Origin of the sequence: Microbacterium sp. BK668 (assembly GCF_004362195.1) — a bacterium.
Lineage (GTDB): Bacteria > Actinomycetota > Actinomycetes > Actinomycetales > Microbacteriaceae > Microbacterium.
Genome location: NZ_SNWG01000001.1, coordinates 274,563 through 296,656 on the forward strand (window position 1 = coordinate 274,563; position 22,094 = coordinate 296,656).

The 22,094-nt window shown below is 70.0% G+C and carries 22 protein-coding genes; 3 read left to right on the forward strand and 19 right to left on the reverse strand.

The window, feature by feature from the left end; all coding sequences use genetic code 11:
* Position 1 precedes the first annotated feature (1 nt).
* From EV279_RS01235 to EV279_RS01250, 4 genes are read right to left on the reverse strand one after another with little or no spacing between them, the layout of a single operon-like run.
* A complete protein-coding gene (locus EV279_RS01235; RefSeq protein WP_133541130.1) occupies positions 2 to 775 on the reverse strand; it encodes a 3-oxoacyl-ACP reductase in 774 nt (257 codons plus the stop codon).
* 25 nt (positions 776 to 800) lie between these two features.
* Positions 801 to 2,162 (reverse strand): aldehyde dehydrogenase family protein, encoded by a 1,362-nt coding sequence (locus tag EV279_RS01240; RefSeq protein WP_133541131.1) that lies wholly within the window; start codon positions 2,160 to 2,162, stop codon positions 801 to 803.
* Entirely contained in the window at positions 2,159 to 2,971 is an 813-nt protein-coding gene (locus EV279_RS01245) for a gamma-glutamyl-gamma-aminobutyrate hydrolase family protein (RefSeq protein ID WP_243728585.1), read from the reverse strand. The genes EV279_RS01240 and EV279_RS01245 overlap by 4 nt, the downstream gene beginning before the upstream one ends.
* A gap of 49 nt (positions 2,972 to 3,020) precedes the next feature.
* Entirely contained in the window at positions 3,021 to 4,376 is a 1,356-nt protein-coding gene (locus EV279_RS01250; RefSeq protein WP_133541133.1) for a glutamine synthetase family protein, read from the reverse strand.
* 148 nt (positions 4,377 to 4,524) lie between these two features.
* Between EV279_RS01250 and EV279_RS01255 the strand changes: the two genes are divergently transcribed.
* Positions 4,525 to 6,069, forward strand: a complete 1,545-nt coding sequence (locus EV279_RS01255; RefSeq protein WP_133541134.1) for an amino acid permease — start codon at positions 4,525 to 4,527, stop codon at positions 6,067 to 6,069.
* A gap of 103 nt (positions 6,070 to 6,172) precedes the next feature.
* Here EV279_RS01255 and EV279_RS16755 read toward each other — a convergent pair whose 3' ends face one another.
* Complete coding sequence (locus EV279_RS16755; protein WP_166644410.1) at positions 6,173 to 6,865, reverse strand: hypothetical protein; 693 nt, start codon at positions 6,863 to 6,865, stop codon at positions 6,173 to 6,175.
* A gap of 133 nt (positions 6,866 to 6,998) precedes the next feature.
* Here EV279_RS16755 and EV279_RS01270 point away from each other — a divergent pair, with 133 nt between their 5' ends.
* Positions 6,999 to 7,331, forward strand: a complete 333-nt coding sequence (locus EV279_RS01270) for a zf-TFIIB domain-containing protein (RefSeq protein WP_133541137.1) — start codon at positions 6,999 to 7,001, stop codon at positions 7,329 to 7,331.
* A 6-nt stretch (positions 7,332 to 7,337) separates the two neighbouring features.
* Here the strand turns inward: EV279_RS01270 and EV279_RS01275 are convergent, their stop codons facing one another.
* The 5 genes from EV279_RS01275 to EV279_RS01295 all read right to left on the reverse strand — a co-directional run bounded on the left by EV279_RS01275 (position 7,338) and on the right by EV279_RS01295 (position 13,397).
* Positions 7,338 to 7,853 (reverse strand): amino-acid N-acetyltransferase, encoded by a 516-nt coding sequence (locus tag EV279_RS01275; protein WP_133541138.1) that lies wholly within the window; start codon positions 7,851 to 7,853, stop codon positions 7,338 to 7,340.
* Positions 7,854 to 7,990: 137 nt separating this feature from the next.
* Entirely contained in the window at positions 7,991 to 10,516 is a 2,526-nt protein-coding gene (locus tag EV279_RS01280; RefSeq protein WP_133541139.1) for an ATP-dependent Clp protease ATP-binding subunit, read from the reverse strand.
* 289 nt (positions 10,517 to 10,805) lie between these two features.
* Positions 10,806 to 11,540: a hypothetical protein gene (locus EV279_RS01285; RefSeq protein WP_243728392.1), complete on the reverse strand. Its 735-nt coding sequence runs from the start codon at positions 11,538 to 11,540 to the stop codon at positions 10,806 to 10,808.
* Between the two features lie 130 nt (positions 11,541 to 11,670).
* Positions 11,671 to 13,137 (reverse strand): cardiolipin synthase, encoded by a 1,467-nt coding sequence (gene cls, locus EV279_RS01290; RefSeq protein ID WP_133541141.1) that lies wholly within the window; start codon positions 13,135 to 13,137, stop codon positions 11,671 to 11,673.
* A 65-nt stretch (positions 13,138 to 13,202) separates the two neighbouring features.
* Positions 13,203 to 13,397 (reverse strand): hypothetical protein, encoded by a 195-nt coding sequence (locus tag EV279_RS01295; protein ID WP_133541142.1) that lies wholly within the window; start codon positions 13,395 to 13,397, stop codon positions 13,203 to 13,205.
* 151 nt (positions 13,398 to 13,548) lie between these two features.
* Between EV279_RS01295 and EV279_RS01300 the strand changes: the two genes are divergently transcribed.
* Entirely contained in the window at positions 13,549 to 14,673 is a 1,125-nt protein-coding gene (locus EV279_RS01300; RefSeq protein ID WP_133541143.1) for a DUF4192 family protein, read from the forward strand.
* Between the two features lie 19 nt (positions 14,674 to 14,692).
* Here EV279_RS01300 and lysS read toward each other — a convergent pair whose 3' ends face one another.
* The 9 genes from lysS to folE all read right to left on the reverse strand — a co-directional run bounded on the left by lysS (position 14,693) and on the right by folE (position 22,085).
* Complete coding sequence (gene lysS, locus EV279_RS01305; RefSeq protein WP_133541144.1) at positions 14,693 to 16,222, reverse strand: lysine--tRNA ligase; 1,530 nt, start codon at positions 16,220 to 16,222, stop codon at positions 14,693 to 14,695.
* Between the two features lie 118 nt (positions 16,223 to 16,340).
* On the reverse strand, positions 16,341 to 17,054 hold the full coding sequence (locus tag EV279_RS01310; RefSeq protein WP_133541145.1) for a DUF2520 domain-containing protein: 714 nt from the start codon (positions 17,052 to 17,054) through the stop codon (positions 16,341 to 16,343).
* Positions 17,051 to 18,697: a PH domain-containing protein gene (locus EV279_RS01315; RefSeq protein ID WP_243728393.1), complete on the reverse strand. Its 1,647-nt coding sequence runs from the start codon at positions 18,695 to 18,697 to the stop codon at positions 17,051 to 17,053. The genes EV279_RS01310 and EV279_RS01315 overlap by 4 nt, the downstream gene beginning before the upstream one ends.
* Positions 18,694 to 19,332, reverse strand: a complete 639-nt coding sequence (locus tag EV279_RS01320) for a PH domain-containing protein (RefSeq protein ID WP_133541146.1) — start codon at positions 19,330 to 19,332, stop codon at positions 18,694 to 18,696. The genes EV279_RS01315 and EV279_RS01320 overlap by 4 nt, the downstream gene beginning before the upstream one ends.
* Positions 19,280 to 19,771 (reverse strand): DUF3180 domain-containing protein, encoded by a 492-nt coding sequence (locus EV279_RS01325; protein WP_133541147.1) that lies wholly within the window; start codon positions 19,769 to 19,771, stop codon positions 19,280 to 19,282. Before EV279_RS01325 ends, EV279_RS01320 begins: the two co-directional genes overlap by 53 nt.
* Complete coding sequence (gene folK, locus EV279_RS01330) at positions 19,768 to 20,301, reverse strand: 2-amino-4-hydroxy-6-hydroxymethyldihydropteridine diphosphokinase (protein ID WP_133541148.1); 534 nt, start codon at positions 20,299 to 20,301, stop codon at positions 19,768 to 19,770. Before folK ends, EV279_RS01325 begins: the two co-directional genes overlap by 4 nt.
* Positions 20,298 to 20,672, reverse strand: coding sequence for a dihydroneopterin aldolase (folB, locus tag EV279_RS01335; RefSeq protein WP_133541149.1), 375 nt, complete (start codon positions 20,670 to 20,672; stop codon positions 20,298 to 20,300). The genes folK and folB overlap by 4 nt, the downstream gene beginning before the upstream one ends.
* Positions 20,660 to 21,481 (reverse strand): dihydropteroate synthase, encoded by an 822-nt coding sequence (folP, locus tag EV279_RS01340; RefSeq protein WP_133541150.1) that lies wholly within the window; start codon positions 21,479 to 21,481, stop codon positions 20,660 to 20,662. The genes folB and folP overlap by 13 nt, the downstream gene beginning before the upstream one ends.
* Before the next feature lie 13 nt (positions 21,482 to 21,494).
* On the reverse strand, positions 21,495 to 22,085 hold the full coding sequence (gene folE, locus EV279_RS01345; RefSeq protein ID WP_133541151.1) for a GTP cyclohydrolase I: 591 nt from the start codon (positions 22,083 to 22,085) through the stop codon (positions 21,495 to 21,497).
* Positions 22,086 to 22,094 lie beyond the last annotated feature (9 nt).

The following is a 22,094-nucleotide window of genomic DNA, read 5'->3' on the forward strand; positions in this document are numbered from 1 at the left end:
CTCAGAGCGGGGTGACGTACGCGTTGGTGATGCCGCCGTCGACGACGAACGCCGTCGCCGTGATGAACGAGGCGTCGTCGGAGGCGAGGAACGCGACGGCGGCCGCCATCTCCTCCGGCTCGGCGAAGCGCCCCATCGGAACATGGACGAGCCGGCGCTGCGCGCGCTCGGGGTCCTTCGCGAAGAGCTCGCGCAGCAGCGGGGTGTTGACCGGCCCCGGGCAGAGCGCATTGACCCGGATGCCCTCGCGCGCGAACTGCACCCCCAGCTCCCGCGTCATCGCAAGCACGCCGCCCTTCGACGCCGTGTACGAGATCTGCGACGTCGCCGATCCGAGCAGCGCGACGAACGAGGCCGTGTTGATGATCGACCCCCGGCCCTGCGGGACCATGTGCCGCAGCGCCGCGCGCGAGCAGAGGTACACGCTCTTGAGGTTGACGTCCTGCACGCGGTCCCAGGCGGGAAGCTCGGTCGTCTCGATCGAGTCGTCGTCGGGGGGCGAGATGCCGGCGTTGTTGAAGGCGATGTCGAGGCGCCCGAACTGGTCGAAGACGCCGTCGAAGAGCTCGTCGACGGATGCCTCGTCCGCGACGTTCACGCGACGGTACAGCCCCTTCACCTCCGCCGCGGCCCTCTCGCCCGTCGTCGGGTCGAGGTCGGCGATCACGACGGCGGCTCCTTCTGCGGCGAACCGGCGCGCGGTCGCGAGGCCGATCCCGGACGCGCCGCCGGTGATGATCGCGACCCGGTCCTTCAGGCGCTGCGTCAGATCCATCGTGGTGGGGTTCCTTTCTGGGGGCTCAGGCATCCGTCGCGAAGAAGACGTTCTTCGTCTCGGTGAAGTGCTCGGCGGCGTCGGGACCGAGTTCGCGGCCGAGGCCCGACGCCTTCATGCCGCCGAACGGCGTCCAGTACCGCACCGACGAGTGCGAGTTGACCGAGAGCACGCCGCTCTTGACACCGCGCGCGACGCGGACGGCTCGGCCGAGGTTCTCGGTCCACAAAGACCCGGCGAGACCGTAGATCGTGTCGTTCGCCAGGCGGATGGCGTCGGCCTCGTCCTCGAACGGAAGCACCGCGACGACCGGACCGAAGACCTCCTCGCGTGCGATGCGGTCGTGGCGCCCGGCGAGGACCACCGTCGGCGGGAACCAGAAGCCGGCACCGGCCGGAGCCTCGCCCTGGAAGGCGATGTCCGCTCCGTCGAGGAACCCTGCCACCGTGGAACGGTGCGCCGCCGAGATGAGCGGCCCCATCTCGGTCGTCTCGAGCCCGGGGTCGCCGACCCGCCAGCGGCGCACCGCGGGCTCGAACAGCTCGAGGAACCGGTCGTATACGGATCGCTCGACGAGGATGCGACTGCGGGCGCAGCAATCCTGCCCGGCGTTGTCGAACACCGCGCCGGGCGCCGACGCGGCGGCCTTCTCGAGATCGGCGTCGGCGAAGACGATGTTGGCGCTCTTGCCGCCGAGCTCGAGCGTGACGGGCTTGAGGCCCTCCGCACAGCCGGCCGCCACCGAGACGCCGACCTCCGTCGACCCCGTGAAGACCACCTTCCGTACGTCCGGGTGCGAGACGAACCGCTGACCCACGACCGAACCGGCTCCCGTGAGGACCGTGAACAGCCCCTCCGGGAGCCCGGCCTGCAGCGCGAGCTCGCCGATGCGCACCGCCGTGAGGGGAGTGAGCTCGGCGGGCTTGAGCACGACGGCGTTGCCCGCCGCGAGCGCGGGCGCGAAGCCCCATGACGCGATCGTCATGGGGAAGTTCCACGGCACGATGATCCCGACCACGCCGTACGGCTCGTGGAAGGTGACGTCGAGACCGCCCGCGACCGGGATCTGCTGCCCGCTCAGGCGCTCGGGCGCCCCCGCATAGAAGTTCAGCACCTGCGCGACGTGCGACGCCTCCCACCGGGCGGACGAGATGGGATGCCCCGAATTGCGCACCTCGAGGGCGGCGAGCTCCTCGACATGCTCTTCGACGACGCGCGCGAACGCCCGGAGCGCGTCTGCGCGCGCCAGCGGAGGCAGGCCTGCCCAGGCGCGCTGCGCGACCATCGCGCGGGCGACCGCGGCATCCACCTCCTCGAGGGATGCGCGCGGAACGTCCTGGAAGCCCTCACCCGTCGCAGGATCGACGAGCGTGAACGTCGAGGTCATGCGACCGCTCCCGTCGGTCCGAGGCGTTTCGTCTCGTCGCTTCGCTCCTCGCTCACCGAGCGGGACTCCGGTCGTCGAGCGAGCGCAGCGAGACGAAACGCGGATGCCTCGGCCACCAGCCCTTCGAAGAGCCGCTTGTCGTCGGAGTTCTCCTCGGGATGCCACTGCACCCCGAGGAGGTACTGCTCGTCGTCGGACTCGACCGCCTGCACGAGGCCGTCGTCGGTCGCCGCGACCGGCACGAGGCCGTCGCCGAGCCGGTCGATGCCCTGGTGGTGGTAGCTGTGCACGTCGAAAGCCCCCGGCCCGAGGAGACCGGCCAGTCGCGAGCCCGCAGCCACCTCGACGGTGTTCGTCGCGAAGACCCCGCCGCCGACGCGGTACCGCTCGGTGCCCAGCGCCTCGGGCAGGTGCTGGTGGAGCGTTCCGCCCCGCGCGACGTTGACGAGCTGGAGCCCCCGGCAGATCGCGAGCACCGGCATCCGGCGCTCCTCCGCGCCCCGGAAGAGGGCGAGCTCCCACTCGTCTCGATCGGCCCGGGCCGGGTCGGTGAGGGGATGCCGCTCGGCGCCGTACAGCTCGGGCTGCACATCGCGGCCGCCGGTCAGGATGAGGCCCTCGAGACCGTCGAGCACGGCGGCGGCCGCAGCATCCGTGTCCACCCCCGTGGCGGTTCCGCGCTGAGGCGGTAATAGCACCGCGATGCCGCCGGCATCCGTCACCGAGAGGAAGTACTGCTCGGGCAGGAAGGCGGCCCGCACGTCCCAGACCCCCTGCTTCGCCTGCTCGAGATAGGTCGTCAGTCCGATGACGGGAGGCGTCGCAGGACCGGCGGGTCGCGTCCGGCGAGCGGGATCTTCAGAGTCGTTCGAAACCACGCACGCGCTCCCAGTCCGTCACTGCCGCATCGAAGGCCTCGACCTCGATGCGGGCCTGATTGAGATAGTGCTCGACCACGTCGTCGCCGAATGCGGCTCGCGCGATGGCGGACTCGTCGAACAGCTGCGCAGCCTGGCGCAGCGTCGTCGGCAGGTGCTCCACTCCCGACGCGTAGGCGTTCCCCGTGAGCGCTTCGGGCAGCTGCAGCTCGTGCTCGATCCCGTGCAGCCCGCCCGCGATGATGGCCGCGATGCCGAGGTAGGGGTTGACGTCACCGCCCGGCACGCGGTTCTCGACGCGCAGCGACGACCCGTGACCGACGATGCGCAGTGCGCACGTGCGGTTGTCGACGCCCCACGCGACTCCCGTCGGCGCGAAGGAGCCCTTGGCGTATCGCTTGTACGAGTTGATCGTCGGCGCATAGAGCAGCGTGAACTCGCGAAGCGTCGCGAGGATGCCCGCGATCCAGTGCTCCATGAGCGGGCTGAAGCCGTGCCGGCCGTCCCCCGCCATGACGGGCTCGCCGGACTCGCTCCGTAGCGACAGGTGGATGTGGCAGCTGTTGCCCTCACGCTCGTTGAACTTCGCCATGAACGTGATCGCCTTGCCGTGCCGGTCGGCGATCGCCTTCGCGCCGTTCTTGTAGATGGTGTGCTGATCGGCGGTCTCGAGCACCTCGGCGTAGCGGAATGCGATCTCCTGCTGTCCGAGGTTGCACTCGCCCTTCACGCCCTCCGTGTAGAGGCCGGCGCCGTCCATCGAGAGTCGGATGTCGCGCAGCAGGGGCTCGAGGCGCCCCGAGGCGAGGATGTCGTAGTCGACGTTGTAGTCGGTCGACGGCTTCAGGTCGCGGTAGCCCTTGGCCCAGGCATCCCGATAGGTCTCGTCGAAGACGAGGAATTCCAGCTCGGTGCCCGAGTAGGCGACGAGACCGCGGTCCGAGAGGCGCTTCCGCTGCGCCTTGAGGATGTCGCGGGGCGACTGGACGACGGGGGCGCCGCTCTCCCAGCCGAGGTCGGCGATGACGAGGGCGGATCCGGGGAGCCACGGGATGCGGCGGAGCGTCGCGGGATCGGACACGAGCATCATGTCGCCGTAGCCGGTCTCCCAGCTCGACATCGCATATCCGTCGACGGTGTTCATGTCGACGTCGACGGACAGGAGGTAGTTGCACGCCTCGGCGCCGTGCGGGAGAACCTCCTCCTGGAAGAGGCGCGCCGACACGCGCTTGCCGACGAGCCGTCCCTGGGCATCGGCGAAGGCGACGACGACCGTGTCGATCTCGCCGGCGGCGATGGCGGCTTCGAGTTCCGGCACGCTGAGGTTCCCCGGCATCGGTCACCTTCCTCTCGCGCCTCCCGGCGGTGGCGCCCGTCCACCATAACCAGCAAGTTCCCCGCAAAGGTAGACAGAACCAACCAATGGCGTCACAATCTTGCGCAAGGCGCATCCCCCGCGCCGCACCCGAGCGCACGGAGGACCGATGACTGAGTCGAGGAGCGAAGCCCGGAAGGTCGCCGGAGCGACCTATAACCGTGCAGGGCAGGAGTACTTCGAGAAACGGACGCTGAAGCGCTCCGCCGGCATCTGGGGGCTGTGGGGTCTCGCCGTCGCCGCCGTCATCTCCGGCGACTTCTCGGGATGGAACTTCGGCATCGACTTCGCCGGCTTCGGCGGGATGCTGATCGCCTTCGCGATCCTCGTGCTGATGTACTACGGCATGATCTTCTCGATCGGCGAGATGGCCGCCGCGATGCCGCACACCGGCGGCGCCTATTCGTTCGCGCGCTCGGCGATGGGGCCCTGGGGCGGCCTGGTGACCGGTGCCGCCGAGACCATCGAGTACGTCGCGACGACCGCGGTCATCGTCTACTTCTCGGCCTCCTATGCGGATGCCATCACGAGCGAGCTGCTGCAGTTCTCCATGCCGACGTGGGTCTGGTGGATCATCCTCTACGTCGTGTTCATCGCTCTCAACTCGGCGGGGGCGAACATCTCCTTCAAATTCGCCATCGTCGTCTCGATCATCTCGATCGGCATCATCCTCGTCTTCTCGGCGATGGCGATCTTCTCCGGCGCCTTCCAGTGGGCGAACCTGTGGGACATGGCGCCCGATCCCGGGCAGACCGCCTTCCTGCCGCACGGGGTGCTGCCCATCCTGTTCGCCCTGCCCTTCGCGATGTGGTTCTTCCTCGGCATCGAAGAGCTGCCGCTCGCCGCGGAAGAAGCGCACGACCCCGTGCGCGACATCCCGAAGGCGGGCTTCTGGGCCCGCGGCACGCTCATCGTCACCGGCCTGCTGGTCCTGTTCCTCAACACCGGCGTGCTCGGCGCTGAGGCGACCGGTGTCGCGGCGGAGCCGCTCCTCGATGGATTCCGCGCGATCGTCGGCGACCAGCTCGCGGCCCTGCTCGCACTCTTCGCGCTCGTCGGCCTCCTCGCGTCGCTGCAGGGCATCATGTTCGCGTACGGACGCAACATGTACTCCCTCTCGCGCGCCGGCTACTATCCCCGCTTCCTCTCGCTCACCGGCAAGCGGCAGACGCCGTGGGTCGCGCTCACCGTGGGCGCCGTGATCGGCTTCATCGCTCTCGCGGTGCTCGACACGGTCGCGGCCGTCAACGAGGGCGCCGGAGCCGTCGCCGGCGCGATCGTGCTCAACATCGCGGTGTGGGGCGCCGTGCTGGCGTACCTCCTCCAGATGATCTCGTTCGTCATCCTGCGTCGGAAGTTCCCGAACGTGCAGCGCCCGTACCGCAGCCCGTGGGGCGTGCCGGGCGCGGTGATCGCCGCCGTCATCGCCGCGCTCATCTTCGTCGGTTTCCTCCTCAACCCGACGTTCGTCCCCGCGATCATCGCCATCTTCATCGTGTACGTCGTGATCCTGGTGGGCTTCGCGCTCTACTTCCGCCACCGCCTCGTGCTGTCGCCGGAGGAGGAGTACGCGCTGTCGGGCGGCCACCACGGCGACCCGCAGGCGGAGGGCTACGACGCGATGGAGAACGAGGTCTTCGACGGCAAGCCCTGAATCCGACCCGGCAGGGGGGCGGGGCCGGGCGCGGGGGTGCCCGGCCCTTCGCCCGCCGCGCGGGTGCCCGGCACGCGGAGGAAGGCCGTCAGGCAGGAGGCCGTCAGTAGAGCAGGATCTGCTTCGAGGCCGTAGCGGGAATCCCGCCGATCTCGACGGTCACGTGATACGACGCTCCGCCCGCCGGCGCCAGCGGCCGGTTGCCGGTATCGCAGGTCGACACGGACGAACGTGTGCGGTCCCACGTGAGCGGCGCCGCACTGGAGACCGTCTGACCGGCAGCGAGCGTCACGATCATGTCGCTCGGTTCGGTCTGGCAGTCCGTCGACCGCCACCACACGTCGCTCCCACTCGTGATCGTGAAGACCTGAGTCGTCGTCCCGACGTTCAGCGTGCAGTCGACGGCGCCCTCGTTGGTGAGCCGGATCGACAGCTGCGGATTCTGTCCGGCGGCGTAGGTGTCGGCATCCGTCACCGTCTCGACGAGCACGGCGCTCGAGAGGCAGGGCTTCGCCGTGCCGGTGGCATCGGGCGTCGGCGTGTCGGTCGGCGTCGGCTCCGGGGTCGGAGTGGGCGTCGGAGTCGGGGTGGGCGTGGATGACGGGGTCGGCGTCGACGACAGCGTCGGCGACGGGATCGGATCCGATGCGAACGCGAGGCCCCGCCATGGCTGGGCGACGAGGAGCCAGACGATCGCCGAAACGACGACGAGCCCGACGACGAGCACGGCGAGCCGTCGCCGACGGTACACGGCGGCCGAGTGGGCGCGCCGACGCGTCGTGCTCGATGGGGGCATGACTCCAGGCTAAGCGCGCGCGCCGCTCGGTGCTCCCCGGCGCGCGCGGCCGGCTCTCGGCGCGCCGACTGGGCCTTCGCTCAGGAACGACGCCTAGCGTCTGGCATATGGTCGAACCGACCTAGGAGGAACAATGCAGTGTCCCAATGACGGCGCCGTCCTCGTCATGAGCGAGCGCGCCGGCGTCGAGATCGACTACTGCCCGACGTGCCGAGGCGTCTGGCTCGACCGCGGTGAGCTCGACAAGATCCTCGAGCGCGCCGCCCGCGAGTCAGCGCCGTCGGGGTCCGGAAGCGACTCCGGCTACGGCAGCAGGTCGGGCGGTGCGCAGCCCGGGTATCCCCCGCAGGGCTACCCCGAGCCCGGCTACCCGTCGCAGCCCGGGTACGGACAAGCGAGCTACGACCCGCGGTACCACGGCAAGAAGAAGAAGCGCGAGAGCTGGCTCAGCGAGCTCTTCGACTGAAGCCCATCACCCGGATGGTACGAGCTGCTTGAGCATCCGCGTGTTGCCGAGCGTGTTCGGCTTGACGTGCGCGAGGTCGAGGAACTCGGCCACACCCTCGTCGGGAGAGCGGATGAGCTGCGAATAGACGTCGGGGTCGACGACCTGCTCGCCGATGGGCGAGAACCCGCGCCGTGTGAAGAAGTCGACCTCGAAGGTGAGGCAGAACAGCCGCGTGACGCCGAGCTCACGGGCGTTCTCCTCGAGGCCCTCGACGATCGCGCGGCCCACGCCGTGCTGGAGCCACTCGTCGACGACGATGAGCGTTCGGATCTCGCCGAGGTCCTCCCAGATCACGTGGAGCGCGCCGCAGCCGATCAGGCGGCCTTTGTCGTCCTCCGCGACGAGGAACTGCTGCACCGATTCGTACAGGACGACGATGTCCTTGCCCAGCAGGATCCGCCGCTGCACGAACGGCTCGAGGATCTGCTGGATGCCGCGAACGTCGGCCGTCCGGGCCGGGCGTACGCGGAAGGAGGTCACCCGACAAGCCTACGACCGGCGGCCGGACGGACCGGCCGCGCCGCTCCCGCGCTGCTTTCCACCCCGGCGCGCGCGGGCCGCGGACGGCGAAGGGGCGGTTGCCGCAGCATCCGCCCCTTCGTGCTCGTCCGTGCGGGTCAGTCCGACGTGATCGCCAGATCCGGCGTCGCCGTGATCTCGGGCGTCGAGCCGACGCCGACCGACACCTTCTCGCCGCGCGGGCCGTTCTCGAAGACGAACTCGCCGTTCTGCGCGTCCACGGTGATGTGGTCGCCCGTGTTGAGCTCGCCGTGCAGGATCTTCTCGCTCAGGCGGTCCTCGACCTCGCGCTGCATCGCACGGCGCAGCGGCCGGGCGCCGAGGGTCGGGTCGAAGCCGATCTCGATCAGCTTGTCCTTTGCGGCATCCGTCAGCTCGACCGTCATGTCGCGGTCGAGCAGCCGCTCGCCGAGACGCTTGGTGAACAGACCCACGATCTGGCGCAGCTCGTCCTTGTCGAGCTGCGGGAAGACGATGATGTCGTCGACGCGGTTCAGGAACTCGGGCTTGAAGTTGCGCTTGAGCTCCTCATTCACCTTGCCCTTCATGCGCTCGTACGTCGTGCCGCTGTTGCCCTCGACCTGGAAGCCCACGGGGCCGCCGGCGATGGCGGAAGACCCGAGGTTCGTCGTCATGATGATGACGGTGTTCTTGAAGTCGATCACGCGACCCTGACCGTCGGTCAGACGCCCCTCCTCGAGGATCTGCAGGAGCGAGTTGAAGATGTCGGGGTGGGCCTTCTCGATCTCGTCGAACAGCACGACCGAGAACGGCTTGCGCCGCACCTTCTCGGTGAGCTGGCCGCCCTCTTCGAACCCGACGAATCCGGGGGGAGCGCCGAACAGCCGCGAGACGGTGTGCTTCTCACCGAACTCCGACATGTCGAGGGAGATCAGCGCCTGCTCGTCGTCGAAGAGGAACTCCGCGAGCGCCTTGGCGAGCTCGGTCTTCCCGACGCCCGTGGGGCCGGCGAAGATGAACGAGCCCGATGGACGCTTCGGGTCCTTGAGGCCCGCCCGCTGACGGCGGATGGTCTTGGAGAGGGCGGCGATCGCCTCCTCCTGGCCGATGACCCGCTGGTGCAGCGCCTTCTCCATGAAGACGAGGCGGCTCGACTCCTCCTCGGTCAGCTTGAAGACCGGGATGCCGGTGGCCTGTGCGAGCACCTCGGCGATCAGGCCCTCGTCGACCACGGCGTGGCTGGCCACGTCGCCCGAGCGCCACTGCTTCTCGAGGCGCAGGCGCTCGGCGAGGAGGGACTTCTCCTCGTCGCGCAGCGATGCGGCCTTCTCGAAGTCCTGGTCCTCCGACGCCTGCTCCTTGTCCTGACGCACCTTCGCGATGCGCTCGTCGAACTCGCGCAGCTCGGGCGGCGACGACAGGATCGACAGACGCAGGCGGGCGCCGGCCTCGTCGATCAGGTCGATGGCCTTGTCGGGCAGGAAACGATCGCTGATGTAGCGATCGGCGAGGTTGGCCGCGGCGACGATCGCGCCGTCGGTGATCTGGACCTTGTGGTGCGCCTCGTACCGGTCGCGCAGCCCCTTGAGGATGTTGATCGCGTGCGGCAGCGACGGCTCGGCGACCTGGATCGGCTGGAAGCGGCGCTCGAGCGCGGCATCCTTCTCGAAGTGCTTGCGGTACTCGTCCAGAGTCGTGGCACCGATCGTCTGGAGCTCGCCGCGGGCGAGGAGGGGCTTCAGGATCGACGCGGCGTCGATCGCGCCCTCGGCGGCACCGGCACCCACGAGCGTGTGGATCTCGTCGATGAAGACGATGATGTCGCCGCGCGTGCGGATCTCCTTCGTGACCTTCTTGAGGCGCTCCTCGAAGTCGCCGCGGTAGCGGGATCCGGCGATGAGCGAGCCGAGGTCGAGGGAGTAGAGCTGCTTGTCCTTGAGCGTCTCGGGCACGTCGCCCTTGACGATCGCCTGCGCGAGGCCCTCGACCACGGCGGTCTTGCCGACGCCGGGCTCGCCGATGAGGACGGGGTTGTTCTTGGAGCGGCGCGACAGGATCTGCATGACACGCTCGATCTCCTTCTCGCGCCCGATGACGGGGTCGAGCTTGTTCTCGCGCGCGGCCTGCGTGAGGTTGCGGCCGAACTGGTCGAGCACCTGCGAGCCGCCCTGGGCGGCCTGCGGGTTGTCGTGCGCGGCGCCCGAGACGGCCGCCGGCTCCTTGCCCTGATAGCCGGAGAGCAGCTGGATGACCTGCTGGCGCACCTTGTTGAGGTCGGCGCCGAGCTTCACGAGCACCTGCGCGGCGACGCCCTCGCCCTCGCGGATGAGGCCGAGGAGGATGTGCTCCGTGCCGATGTAGTTGTGCCCGAGCTGCAGCGCCTCGCGCAGCGACAGCTCGAGCACCTTCTTGGCGCGCGGCGTGAAGGGGATGTGTCCCGTCGGCTGCTGCTGGCCCTGGCCGATGATGTCCTGCACCTGCTCGCGCACCGCGTCGAGCGAGATGCCGAGCGACTCGAGCGCCTTCGCGGCGACGCCCTCGCCCTCATGGATGAGGCCGAGCAGGATGTGCTCGGTGCCGATGTAGTTGTGGTTCAGCATCTTCGCCTCTTCTTGGGCGAGGACGACCACACGACGGGCACGGTCGGTGAATCTCTCGAACATCGCTTTTCCTCCGGGACGCACTGCGCGCGGATGCACTCCGGGCGTCTTGTAAACGAGGGTAACGAGCGAGCGGATGCCGCATGCCGCTGTTCGCCGTGGGCATAGCGCGGCCCGGCCGCTTGTCATTCGGCGAAACAGCGCGCGCAGGAAGCCGGAGATGTGCAGAATGACGGAGCCGGCGAGCCCGCATCATCCGTGATCCTGCACATCTCCGCTGTCCGGCACGAGCGGACGAGGCAGATTCAGGATGCCTCGACGCGAGGCATCCTGAAATCCAGACGATTCCGCGTCAGCTGTTGGTGCCGTAGATCGGGACCCGGACGTTGTCGAACTCAGCGCCCGTGAGGATCGCCTCGATGTCGGACGACACGGCCATGTCGTTGACCGCCGCGACCGCCGCGCGGGGCGCCATGTCCATGGTGCAGGCCTGATCCGCAGGCGGGGTCTGGTAGGTCACGGTCACCTCGGTCTCGCCCGTCGCCTCGACGCTCTCGATCACGGGCGGGCAGCCCGACGAGCCCCACGTGAGGATGACGAACTGGCCGGCCACCGAAGCCCAGCCGGCGCTCGGAAGGTAGTCGGTCTCCCCGCCCGGCGCGAGCCCCGGCACCCCGGCGAGGTCGACCTGGCCGAAGTAGTCCTCGCCCGTCACCTCGATCGTGAGGTCGAGCTCGGGGTCGACCTCCTCGGGCACGCCCACGAGGGTGACCCGGGGAACGAGATCGCTCGTGCACGGCTGAGTCGCCTCGGGCGCCACGAAGGTCACCTGGAGCACGCCGTCGTCGTCGAGCTGCGGCTCTTCCGCGACGGGCACGCAGGTGGAGCTCCCCAGCGTGACGAGCCCGATCATGCGACCGTTGTCGAGCCATGCCGCGCCCAGATCGGGGTCGGGCTCGATCGCCTGCGTCGAGGAGCCCGTCGGCGACGGCGTCGCGGCCCCCCCGGAGGTCGAGGCGCATCCGGTGAGCAGGAGGGCGGCGAGGGCGACTGCCCCGGCGCCGGCGAGAACGGAACGAGGTGTCATCAGCATGCCTTTCGACGAGGGGTGCTTCGCGTGGCAGGAACACCCTCGCTCGGCAGGTCAATCATGGCCCTGCGACCCTGACGGAACACGGAGAGACCGGTAACGTGCTGATCACGAATCCGCCGATCCATCACTGGAGTGCGGAAGTGAGCCTGGCAAGATTGTCGAGCACGGTCGACCTCAGCGGCTGCTTCTCCCACTCTTCGAGGGTGAGTTCGCGACTGAGGTCGCGGTAGTGCTGCTCGACCTGCCGCATCTCGCGGATGAACTCCTCGCCGCGGACGAGCATCGAGATCTCCATGTTGAGACCGAATGAGCGCATGTCCATGTTGCTCGAGCCGATGATGGCGACCTCGTCATCGATCGTCATCGACTTCGAGTGCAGGATGAACGGCTTCCGGTACATCCAGATCTTGACGCCCGCACGAAGCAGCACCTCGTAGTAGCTGCGCTGCGCGTGGTAGACGACGGCCTGATCGCCCTCCTCCGACACGAACAGCTCGACCTGGAGCCCGCGGTGGCACGCGGTGGTGATGGCGTTGAGGAGCGCCTCGTCGGGCACGAAGTACGGGCTCACGACGATCACCCTGCGCTGCGCGTAGTACATGAGCCCGAGGAACAGGCGCAGGTTGTTCTCGAACTCGAAGCCCGGCCCGGAGGGGATGATCTGGCAGTCGAGGTCGCCCGGCCCGGTGGTCACGTCGAACAGGTCGATCTCGTCGGTGAGCACCTCGTCGGTCTCGCTGTACCAGTCCGATAGGAAGACGGCATTGATGGATGCCACGACCGGACCCTCGACGCGCACCATGAGGTCGACCCAGTGCAGCCCCCTGCGGATGTTGGCGCGCAGGTTGTAGGTCGAGTCGGTCACGTTCTGCGATCCCATGAAGGCCGTGCGGCCGTCCACGACGAGGAGCTTGCGGTGGTTGCGCAGATCGGGCCGCTGATACTTCCCCTTGAACGGCTGCACCGGGAGCATCAGGTGCCATTGGGCGCCCATCGCGTCGAGACGGCGGAGGGTCTTCTTGTAGAACGGCTTGCCGCGATTGGCCCAGTGGTCCAGCAGCACCCGCACCGTCACTCCCCGCGCCGCGACCTCTTCGAGCGCCCGGAAGAAGTTGTCGGTCGAGGCATCCGCCTGCAGGATGTAGAACTCCACGTGCACGTAGCGCTCGGCCTCGCGGATGGCGTCGGCCATGTTGTCGAGGCTGACCTGGTAGTCCGACGTGAGGTGCGCCCCGTTGTCGCCCGCGAGCGGCATGGCGCCGAGGTTGCGGTTGAGCGTCACCAGGGATGTGAACCACTCGGGGGCGTTCGGCCGGTAGGTGCCGAAGTCGAGGTGCGCACTGGTGTCGTGGATGTACTCGTTGATGCGCTCCTGCTTGCGACGGCGCTTGCGGGGCAGGCGGGGATTGCCGATGAGGAGGAACAGCAGCACGCCGATGAGCGGGATAAAGTAGATCGCCAGGAGCCAGGCCGTCGCCGACGTGGGGCGCCGGTTGCGCGGCACGAAGATGATCGCGAGCACGCGCACTGTGAGGTCGAACAGGAACACGAGGATGAGCCACCACGACGCGTCGAACGTGACGGTGATCACCCCGAAGCCCCCTCCCCGACCGCCGTGCGGCGGCGGTGTGCCCAGCGTAGTGCCCGGGCTGGAGGTCAGCGGGTTGCGTCGCCGGAGGGGTCGACGGGGGGAAGACCGCGCTTGGCGCGCTGCTCGGCCTCGATGCGCGCGTACGCCCGGCGCTCGGTCCGGTCGGCGCGCAGGATCCCGCGGATAATGAAGAAGAAGAGGGCGCTCACCACGACGGTCGGGATGAGCGACCAGAAGACGGCGACCCAGTAGTTCTCCACGGGACAAGGATACCCGGGGGATCCAGGCGCCGGCGGGGCGGCCGTCGGGGGGGCGCACGCCCTCTCCTCACCAGCCCGGGGATCGCTCCCGGTTCCCCCCAGCCCACGTCGCCGCCGGTTCAGGGCCGCATCGCGCAGCGACGCTCGAGGCATGACCACCATCGTGAAGGCCGCAAGCGCGGCGCAATTCCTCTCGCTCGTTCCGCGCATGCTCGGGTTCCGCCCGACGCGGAGCCTCGTCGTGATCCCGTTCGCCGGATCACGCAGCCTCGGCGCGATGCGCCTCGACCTCCCCGACGACGAGGCGGACCTCGACGCCGTCGCGGCGACGGTCATCGGCATGGTCTGCCGCCTTCCCGACGCCGAAGCGCTCACCGCGGTCGTGTACGCCGATGAGGCCTTCGGCGAGCGGATGCCGCGCGCGGCGCTCGCGACGGCGCTCGGGTACCGCGCCGACGAGTGCGGCCTGAGGCTCGTCGACGCGCTCTACGTGGGCGCCGAGGCATGGGGCTCGTACCTCGACCGCGACCTCCCCGCGGGCGGCCGGCCGATCGAGGAGCTCGGCGACGAGCCACCCGGAGCCGCTCACCTCGCGGTCGCCGACGGCGACCAGAGCACCGGCGCGGAGCTCGAGGCATCCGATCCCCGAGAGGCCGAGGCTGTCGACGGGGCGCTCCGCGGACTGGCTGACGCGGTCGATCTCCTCTGCGGGACGGATGCCGGGGCCGCGGCCCTCGAGGACGGCCCCCGGGTCGATCCCCTCGCCCTCTCGGCGGTCTGCTCCCTCGACGACCTGCCGACGCTCTTCGAGGGCATGCTGGCGTGGGACACGGCCGACCTGGCGCCGTACGACATCGCGGTCGTCGTGTGGTGCCTCGCGCGCCCGGCGCTGCGCGACATCGCCCTCGTGGAATGGTGCGGCGGCCTGGACGCGGGCGACGAGGCCTTCGCTGCGCAGCTGCGCTGGGAGGCCGGGGAGGAGTACCCGGCGCACCTCGCGATGCACATGTGGGGTGAGGGCGAGCGTCCCGATCCGGAGCGCCTCGAGCGTGCGCTCGCGCTCGCGCGCCGAGCCGCAGCGGCGGCGCCCGAGCCGCTGCGCGCGGGGCCGCTCGCCACGTGCGGGTGGCTGTCGTGGGCGCTCGGGCGCTCCACGCATGCCGAGCGGTACGCGGTGCAGGCCTGCGAAATCGAGCCGGAGCACGGACTGGCCGAGATCGTCCGATCGTTCGTGCACGCCGGCCACCTGCCGGACTGGGCGTTCCGGCCTCGGTGAGGGCGGCGGAGGGATGCCGCTACTTGACCAGCGGGAAGAGGATGGTCTCGCGGATGCCGAGGCCGGTGAGCGCCATGAGCAGCCGGTCGATCCCCATCCCCATGCCGCCCATGGGCGGCATCCCGTGCTCCATCGCACGGAGGAACTCGTGGTCGATGCGCATGGCCTCGAGATCGCCCCGTGCCGCGAGCCGCGCCTGCTCCTCGAAGCGCTCGCGCTGGATGACGGGATCGATCAGCTCCGAGTAGCCCGTCGCGAGTTCGAATCCGCGGACGTACAGGTCCCACTTCTCCACGACTCCCTGGGTCGTTCTGTGCTCGCGGACGAGCGGGCTCGTGTCGACGGGGAAGTCCATGACAAACGTCGGCCGAGTGAGCCCCGGCTTGACGAAGTGCTCCCACAGCTCCTCGACGAGCTTGCCGTGCGTCGCGTGAGGCGGAGGCTCGACGTCCTGGGCCTCGGCGAAGGCGAGCAGGTCGTCGAGCGGCGTCTCGGGGTTGACGTGCCGACCGGAGGCCTCGGACAGCGACGCGTACATCGAGATCCGGTCCCACTGTCCGCCGAGGTCGTAGACGGTCCCGTCCGCCCACGTCACGGTGGTGGAGCCGGCGACGGCGACGGCGGCGTTCTGGATGAGCTCCTGAGTCAGGTCGGCGATGCCGTCGTAGTCGGAGTAGGCCTGGTAGGCCTCGAGCATCGCGAACTCCGGGCTGTGCGTCGAGTCGGCACCCTCATTGCGGAAGTTGCGGTTGATCTCGAACACGCGCTCCAGGCCGCCGACGACGGCGCGCTTGAGGAAGAGCTCCGGCGCGATGCGCAGATAGAGGTCGGTGTCGAAGGCGTTGGACTTCGTGATGAACGGACGCGCGCTCGCCCCGCCGTGCTGCACCTGCAGCATGGGCGTCTCGACCTCGAGGAATCCGTGCGCCGCGAATGTCTCGCGAAGGCTCGCGTTGGTCTTCGCGCGGGCGATCACGGTCTCACGGGCGCGGTCGCGGACGATGAGATCGAGGAAGCGGCTGCGGACGCGGCTCTCCTCGCTGAGCTCGGAGTACATGTTCGGGAGCGGGAGGATGGCCTTCGACGCGATCGCCCAGTCCGACACCATGATCGACAGCTCGCCGCGACGGCTCGAGATCACCTCGCCGCTCACGTACACGTGGTCGCCGAGGTCGACGAGCTCCTTCCACTCCTGGAGCGATTCCTCACCGACGGCCGCCAGCGACACCATCGCCTGGATGCGACTGCCGTCGCCCGCCTGCAGCGTCGCGAAGCAGAGCTTGCCGGTGTTGCGGCTGAAGACGATGCGACCGGCGACGGCGGCCGTCACACCGGTCTCGGCGCCCGCCTCCAGCTCGCCGTAGCGCTCGCGCAGCGCCGGGATCGTGTCGGTGATCGGAAGCGCGACGGGATAGGGCCCGCCCGAGGCATCCGTCCGCTCGGCGAGGAGCCGCTCGCGCTTGGCGAGGCGGACCGCCTTCTGCTCGAAGACGTCATCCTCGGGCATCGCGTCGTCGGCGGTCTCCGCGGGCGCGGTCGTATCGGTCATCGCAGGGGGCTCCTCGGAAGTCGCCGTCCAGTCTATCGGCGGCGTCCTGTGGGCCCCTCGGTCGGTGCCTCCGCGGCGCGGCCGTGGACGTTCCACGCGTCGACCCTGTTCGGGCTCGTCAGCCCTCCAGTGCCTCCGCGGGCGGGCCGGCACCCGCCGAACCCGCCTGCGAGAGCGCATGATCCACGGTCGAGTGCACGAGAGCCGACAGGTACGAGCCGGGATGCGGCACACCCGCCCCGCGCAGCAGCTCGGCCGCCTGCGCGACGATCGAGCGGGAGAACTCCGTCGAGATGGCGATCGCCTCCGCGTAGGCGAGCCGGTCGGACTCGGCGATGACGACCGGCTCGCACCCGAGCTCGACCGCGAGGGCCTGCGCGATGGGCAGCACCGCGGCCGGAGCCGTCACGGCCGCGTAGGCGTTCGAGAGCTGCCGCAGGTCCATCGACGTTCCGGTGAAGGCGATCGCGGGGTGCACGGCGAGCGGGATCGCTCCGGACGCGGCGGCGGGAGCCAGCACGCCGGTCCCGAAGGAGGCGTCCGTGTGGAGCACGAGCTGCCCCGGCTGCCAGGCGCCGACCTCGGCGAGACCGGTGACCAGCCCCGGCAGCTCGTCCCGCGGCACGGCGACGACCACGAGCTCGCTGCGGCGCACGACCTCGAGCGCGTCGAGCACGGGGATCCCGGGGAGGATCGCCTGCACCCGCTCCTCGTCGACGCCTGCGGTGATGCCGGTGAGGGCATGACCGGCCCCCGCGAGGGCGGCGCCGATGACGGGCCCCACCTTTCCTGCGCCGATGATCCCGACGCCCAGCCGCCCCGCCCTGCTCACGCGCTCTCCTGCGCCCACCGGTGGGAACGGTCGACGGATGCCGCGCGCACGGCGCCGGCCGCGGCATCCGTGAACAGCTCCAGCGCGGCGTCGCGATCGATCGCGTTCACCGCGGAGTACACCGGCCCCATGACGGTGTGCGCACGGGCGCTCGCGACGCGGGCCAGCCGGTCGACCGGCCCCTGGTGCAGTGCGAGGCTCTGCATGCGGGCGAGGGGGATGACCGCGAGCTTGCGCCAGATGACCCCACGGCGGAGGAGCAGGGCGTCTGCGGTCAGCCGGAAGCCGTTGCGGCGCCACGACAGCGGCCGCAGGAACCAGGCGCGGCGGGGCGTGGTGACGAAGGTGTCGTCCTGCTCGGGGCCGAGCATCCCCTCGCGGACGATGACGGGCCACTCGTCGGGCGGCACATCCGGAAGCAGAAGCCTCAGCACGCGCTCGACGTCGGCTGTCGTGCCGACGGGGAGCACCGTCGTGAACTGGTCGGTCGAGCTGTCGCTGAGGCTCCGGCCGGTGAGGCGGTTGATGCGGATCGTCCACCACCCGAACGCGCGCCACAGGATCGACTGCGTGACCTCCACAGCGTGGACGCGACCCGGCGGGACGATCTCGGTGATCGTGGTGAGCAGGCCGAAGGTGATTCGCACACCGTCGGGCGTCGGCGCGATCGAGTAGCGGAGCGACCGGACGATCGAGCGGATCCAGTACGCCACGAAGCCGATGATCGTCGGCACCATCGCGAAGAGCACCCACGGCGACCCGAGGGCGGAGCCCGTCGCGATCGCGGCGATGCCGACGAGGAGGAAGACCGTCGACGGACTGATGACGTGGGAGACGATGAGCCGGGGAACCGGGATGCTGACGACGGAGTCCGGAACGGGCGCGGGCGCCTCGTCGCCTTCGATGAGGCCGGTGATGCCGCGCGAGACCGACTGGCCGAGCGCGCCGACGCGGGAACGGGCGGCCCCGTCGGATGCTCGCGCCCCGCCCTCGCCGAGGCGACGACCCGATGCGAGCCGGAGGATGTCCGCCCTGACGGCCTCGGCATTGGCCGTGGAGAGGTACTCGAGCTTGACGTTCGCGTCGGTTCCCGCGCCGACCACCTCGAGCTTGGCCATGCCGAGCAGGCGGGCGAGCATCGGGCGCGTCAGGTTGACCCCCTGGACGCGGTCGAGCGGAGCCCGGCGCTGCGTGCGGAAAAGGATGCCACTGCGCACTTCGACGTCGTCGCCCGTGATCCGGAAGGTGTGGAAGCGCCAGGAGAGGTAGAAGATCACCGTGAGCGCGATGAGCACCAGGAGCACGGCGACGCCGGCGGCGAGGTACAGGTTGTTCGCGACGATGAAGTCGATCGGGTCCCCGGCTCCCTCCCATTCCTCGAGCTCCTCGGCCGGGAGGTCGGGAGCGAACATCGGGAGGAAGAGGTACACCAGCCGGTCGCGCAGATTCGCGATCACGATGCCGATGACGACGACGAGGAACAGCCCGCCCCGCAGGAGCGGGGTCAGGGGGTGCAGGCGGTGCCAGTCGCCGTCGCTGAGCGGGGAGCGCACGAGGGTCTGCGGGGGCGCGGGGGACGCGGCATCCATCGCCGTCGCCTGAGGATCCGGCGGCGCGCCGCCCGGCCGGGGGTCGTCGGTCATAGTCCGGTCCGGCGGCTCTCGGCGACGGCCACCAGGTGGTCGCGCAGCGTCTCGGCCGTCGCCTGCTCGAGCCCCGGGATCGTCACGCCCGTCGTCGCGGCGGCGGTCACGAACTTGAGCTGCGCGATGCCGAAGCCCCGGTCGAGGGGTCCGTGGGTGATGTCGACGAGCTGCATGCGGCCGTACGGGACCGCCACCATGCGCTGCCACAGGATGCCGCGGCGGAAGACGAGGTCGTCCTCGCGCAGCTGGTATCCGATCGCCTTCAGCTGCCGCGGCAGGATCACCATCGTCCAGACCATGATGACGGCGACGATCGTTCCGGGGATGAGCGCCCACGGCTGGCCCAGCACGAGGGTGATCACGGCGACCGCGACGACCACGAGCACGAGCACCGTCCCCGACGAGATGAGCTGGACCCACAGATACTTGCGCGAGATCTGGTGCCAGACGCCCTGCGCGAGCTCGAGGCGGTGGGGCGATCTCGGCTCGGCCAGATGCGTGTAGGTGCCGTGGTCGAGGGCGGCCGCCGGGCCCGCTGACGGCTCGAGCGGTGAGGACGGCGCCGCGTGCGGGACGGCGTCAGTGCGGCTGGGCGTCGAATCCGGGACCGGGGTCGCCGGGGTGTTCGTCATCGTCGTCCTTCCGGATGGTGCACAGGTGTTCGGCGATCAGGCCCGCGGCGACGAGCAGCGCTCCGCTGGCGATCGTCGCGAGCACCGCTCCCCAGGAGCCTACCGAGGGCGTGACGGGGCGGGTCAGGAGGAAGATCGTGAGCCCGCCGCCGAAGCCCGCGAACACCGCTCCGACGATGCTCGAGGCTTTTGCGAGCATCGCGATGCGCAGCGCGCGGAACGGATTCACCGGCGTGCCGGCCGTGCCTCGGGTCGCGCGACGGATCGGCACGGCCAGGAGGACGACGAACACGCCGAGCAGCACGAGCAGGATCGGCAGCGTCACGCTCGGGATGAACGTCGGCCTGCCCGCAGCCGTCAGCAGCTGGTCGACGAGGAATCCCGCGGCGAGGCCTATGGCGACGGCTACGACGAGGACGCCGGGTCCGGTGCGCTTCACGAAGCCCCCCGGATGCGCGCCAGGAGGTCGGCGACGCGGCCTCGTCCGGGCAGCTCGGCGTCCGGATCGAGCGTGAGCCAGGGGGCGAGCACGAAATCGCGCTCGGCGGCACGGGGATGGGGCAGCCGGAGGTTCGGCTCGTCGCTGACGACATCGCCGTAGGCGATCAGGTCGAGGTCGAGCGTGCGGTCGCCCCAGCGCTCCCGGCGCTCGCGTCCGTGCTGCGCCTCGATCGCGTGCAGGTACGACAGCAGCACCGACGGGGCGAGGCGGGTCTCGACGATGGCGACGGTGTTGAAGTACGTCGGGGCCGAGGCATCCGGCCCGTCGATCTTGAGGGCGACCGATTCGACGACGTCAGCGGTTCGCACGGAATCGGTGAGGGGCAGCGCCTCTAGTGCCGCGACGGCCTCGCGCAGTGTCGCCGCCCGGTCGCCGAGATTCGCGCCGAGCGCCACGACGGCGCGCACCGGCTCGCGGTCGACCGACGCCGCGTCGCCGTGGAAACCCTGAGCCAGCCGGCGGTTCATGATGCGATCCGCCCCCGATGGAGCGTCACCGCGACGTCGCCGAAGGGCACCGCGATGGGGGCCGAGGGCTTGTGCACCGTGACCTTCACGACCTGCACGAGGTCATTCGCGAGGACCGCGTCGGCGATGCGGCTCGCGAGCGTCTCGAGGAGGTCGACGGGCTCGCCCGAGACGATGCCCGCGATCTGCTCGGCGAGTTCGCCGTAGTGGACGGTGTCGGCCACGTCGTCGGTCGCCGCAGCCGCGCGCAGCGGGAGGTGCAGCGCGACGTCGACGACGAACTCCTGACCATCGCGCTTCTCGTCCTCGTATACGCCGTGATGGCCGAATGCGCGGATGCCGGTGATCGTGATCTCGTCTAAGAAGTCCATCGCGATCCACTCTCCCAGGCCTCGGCGACCTTGAGCGCATCCACGGTCGCGGCGACGTCGTGCACGCGCACGCCCCACACGCCCGCGTGCGCGGCGAGGACGCTCGTGACCGCGGTCGCGAGGTCGCGACGGGCGACGGATGCCTCGTCCCCCGCCGGTTCGAGCGTCTCGGCGAGGAAACGCTTGCGGCTCGTGCCGACGAGCACTCGCGGACCCATCCCCACCACGCGGGCGAGGCCGTGGAGCACCGCCCAGTTCTGCGCGCCCTTCTTCCCGAAGCCGATACCGGGATCGACGATGACGCGCGACGGCGGGATGCCCGCAGCCATGGCGGCGTCGACGCGCGACGACAGCTCGAGCACGACGTCGGTGACGACCTCGTCGTAGACCGCGCGCGCGTACATGTCGGCCGACGACCCGCGCCAGTGCTGCAGCACGATGTCGGCATCGGTGCCCGCGACCGCGGCGAGCATGTCGGGGTCGGACAGGCCGCCGGACACGTCGTTGACGAGCCGCGCGCCCGCTTCCACAGCGGCGATCGCCGTCGAGGAGTTCATCGTGTCGATGCTGACCGTCGCACCCGACCCGGCGAGGGCCGACACGACGGGGAGGACCCGCTCCTGCTCGACGGCGGGGTCGACGCGCTCGGCGCCCGGCCGCGTCGACTCTCCTCCGACATCCAGGATCGAAGCCCCCTGCGCGCGCAGCAGCAGCCCGTGCGCGATCGCGGCATCCGCGGCGAGGAAACGTCCGCCGTCGCTGAACGAGTCGGGCGTGACGTTCACGATCCCCATGACGAGGCAGGTCATCGCGTGCGCGGCCTCAATCCCTGCCGGCGCCGATGAGGGCGATGAGCTCGGCCCGGGCGGCGGGCTCGGCGAGCTCTCCCCGCGCCGCGATCGTGACGGTGGATGCCTCGCGCTGCCGCTCGCCGCGCATCGTGACGCAGCCGTGGGTCGCCTCGAGCACCACGAGCACGCCCCGCGTGTCGAGGGCGTCCGAGATCGCGTCGGCGATCTGCTCACCCAGTCGCTCCTGGACCTGCGGGCGCGCCGCGAGCACATCGACGACCTTCGGGAGGGCTCCGAGGCCCACGACCTGGTCGCCCGGGAGGTAGGCGATGTGCGCCTTGCCGCGGAAGAGCAGCAGGTGGTGCTCGCAGACCGAACGGAAGTGGATGTCGCGGAGCATCACCGCCCCCGAGGCGGAGGTTTCGGGCGCCGGCCCGTGCGAGATCGAGATGGTGTGCTGCAGTGGAGCCGAGGCATCCTCCCCCACCCCCGCGAAGAACTCCGCGTAGGCGTCGGCGACCCGCTGCGGAGTCGCCTTCAGCCCCGGGCGGTCGGGGTCCTCCCCGATCGCCTCGAGGATCTCGCGCACGAGCGCGGCAACGCGCTCCCGATCGACGGCCATGGGCCGAGC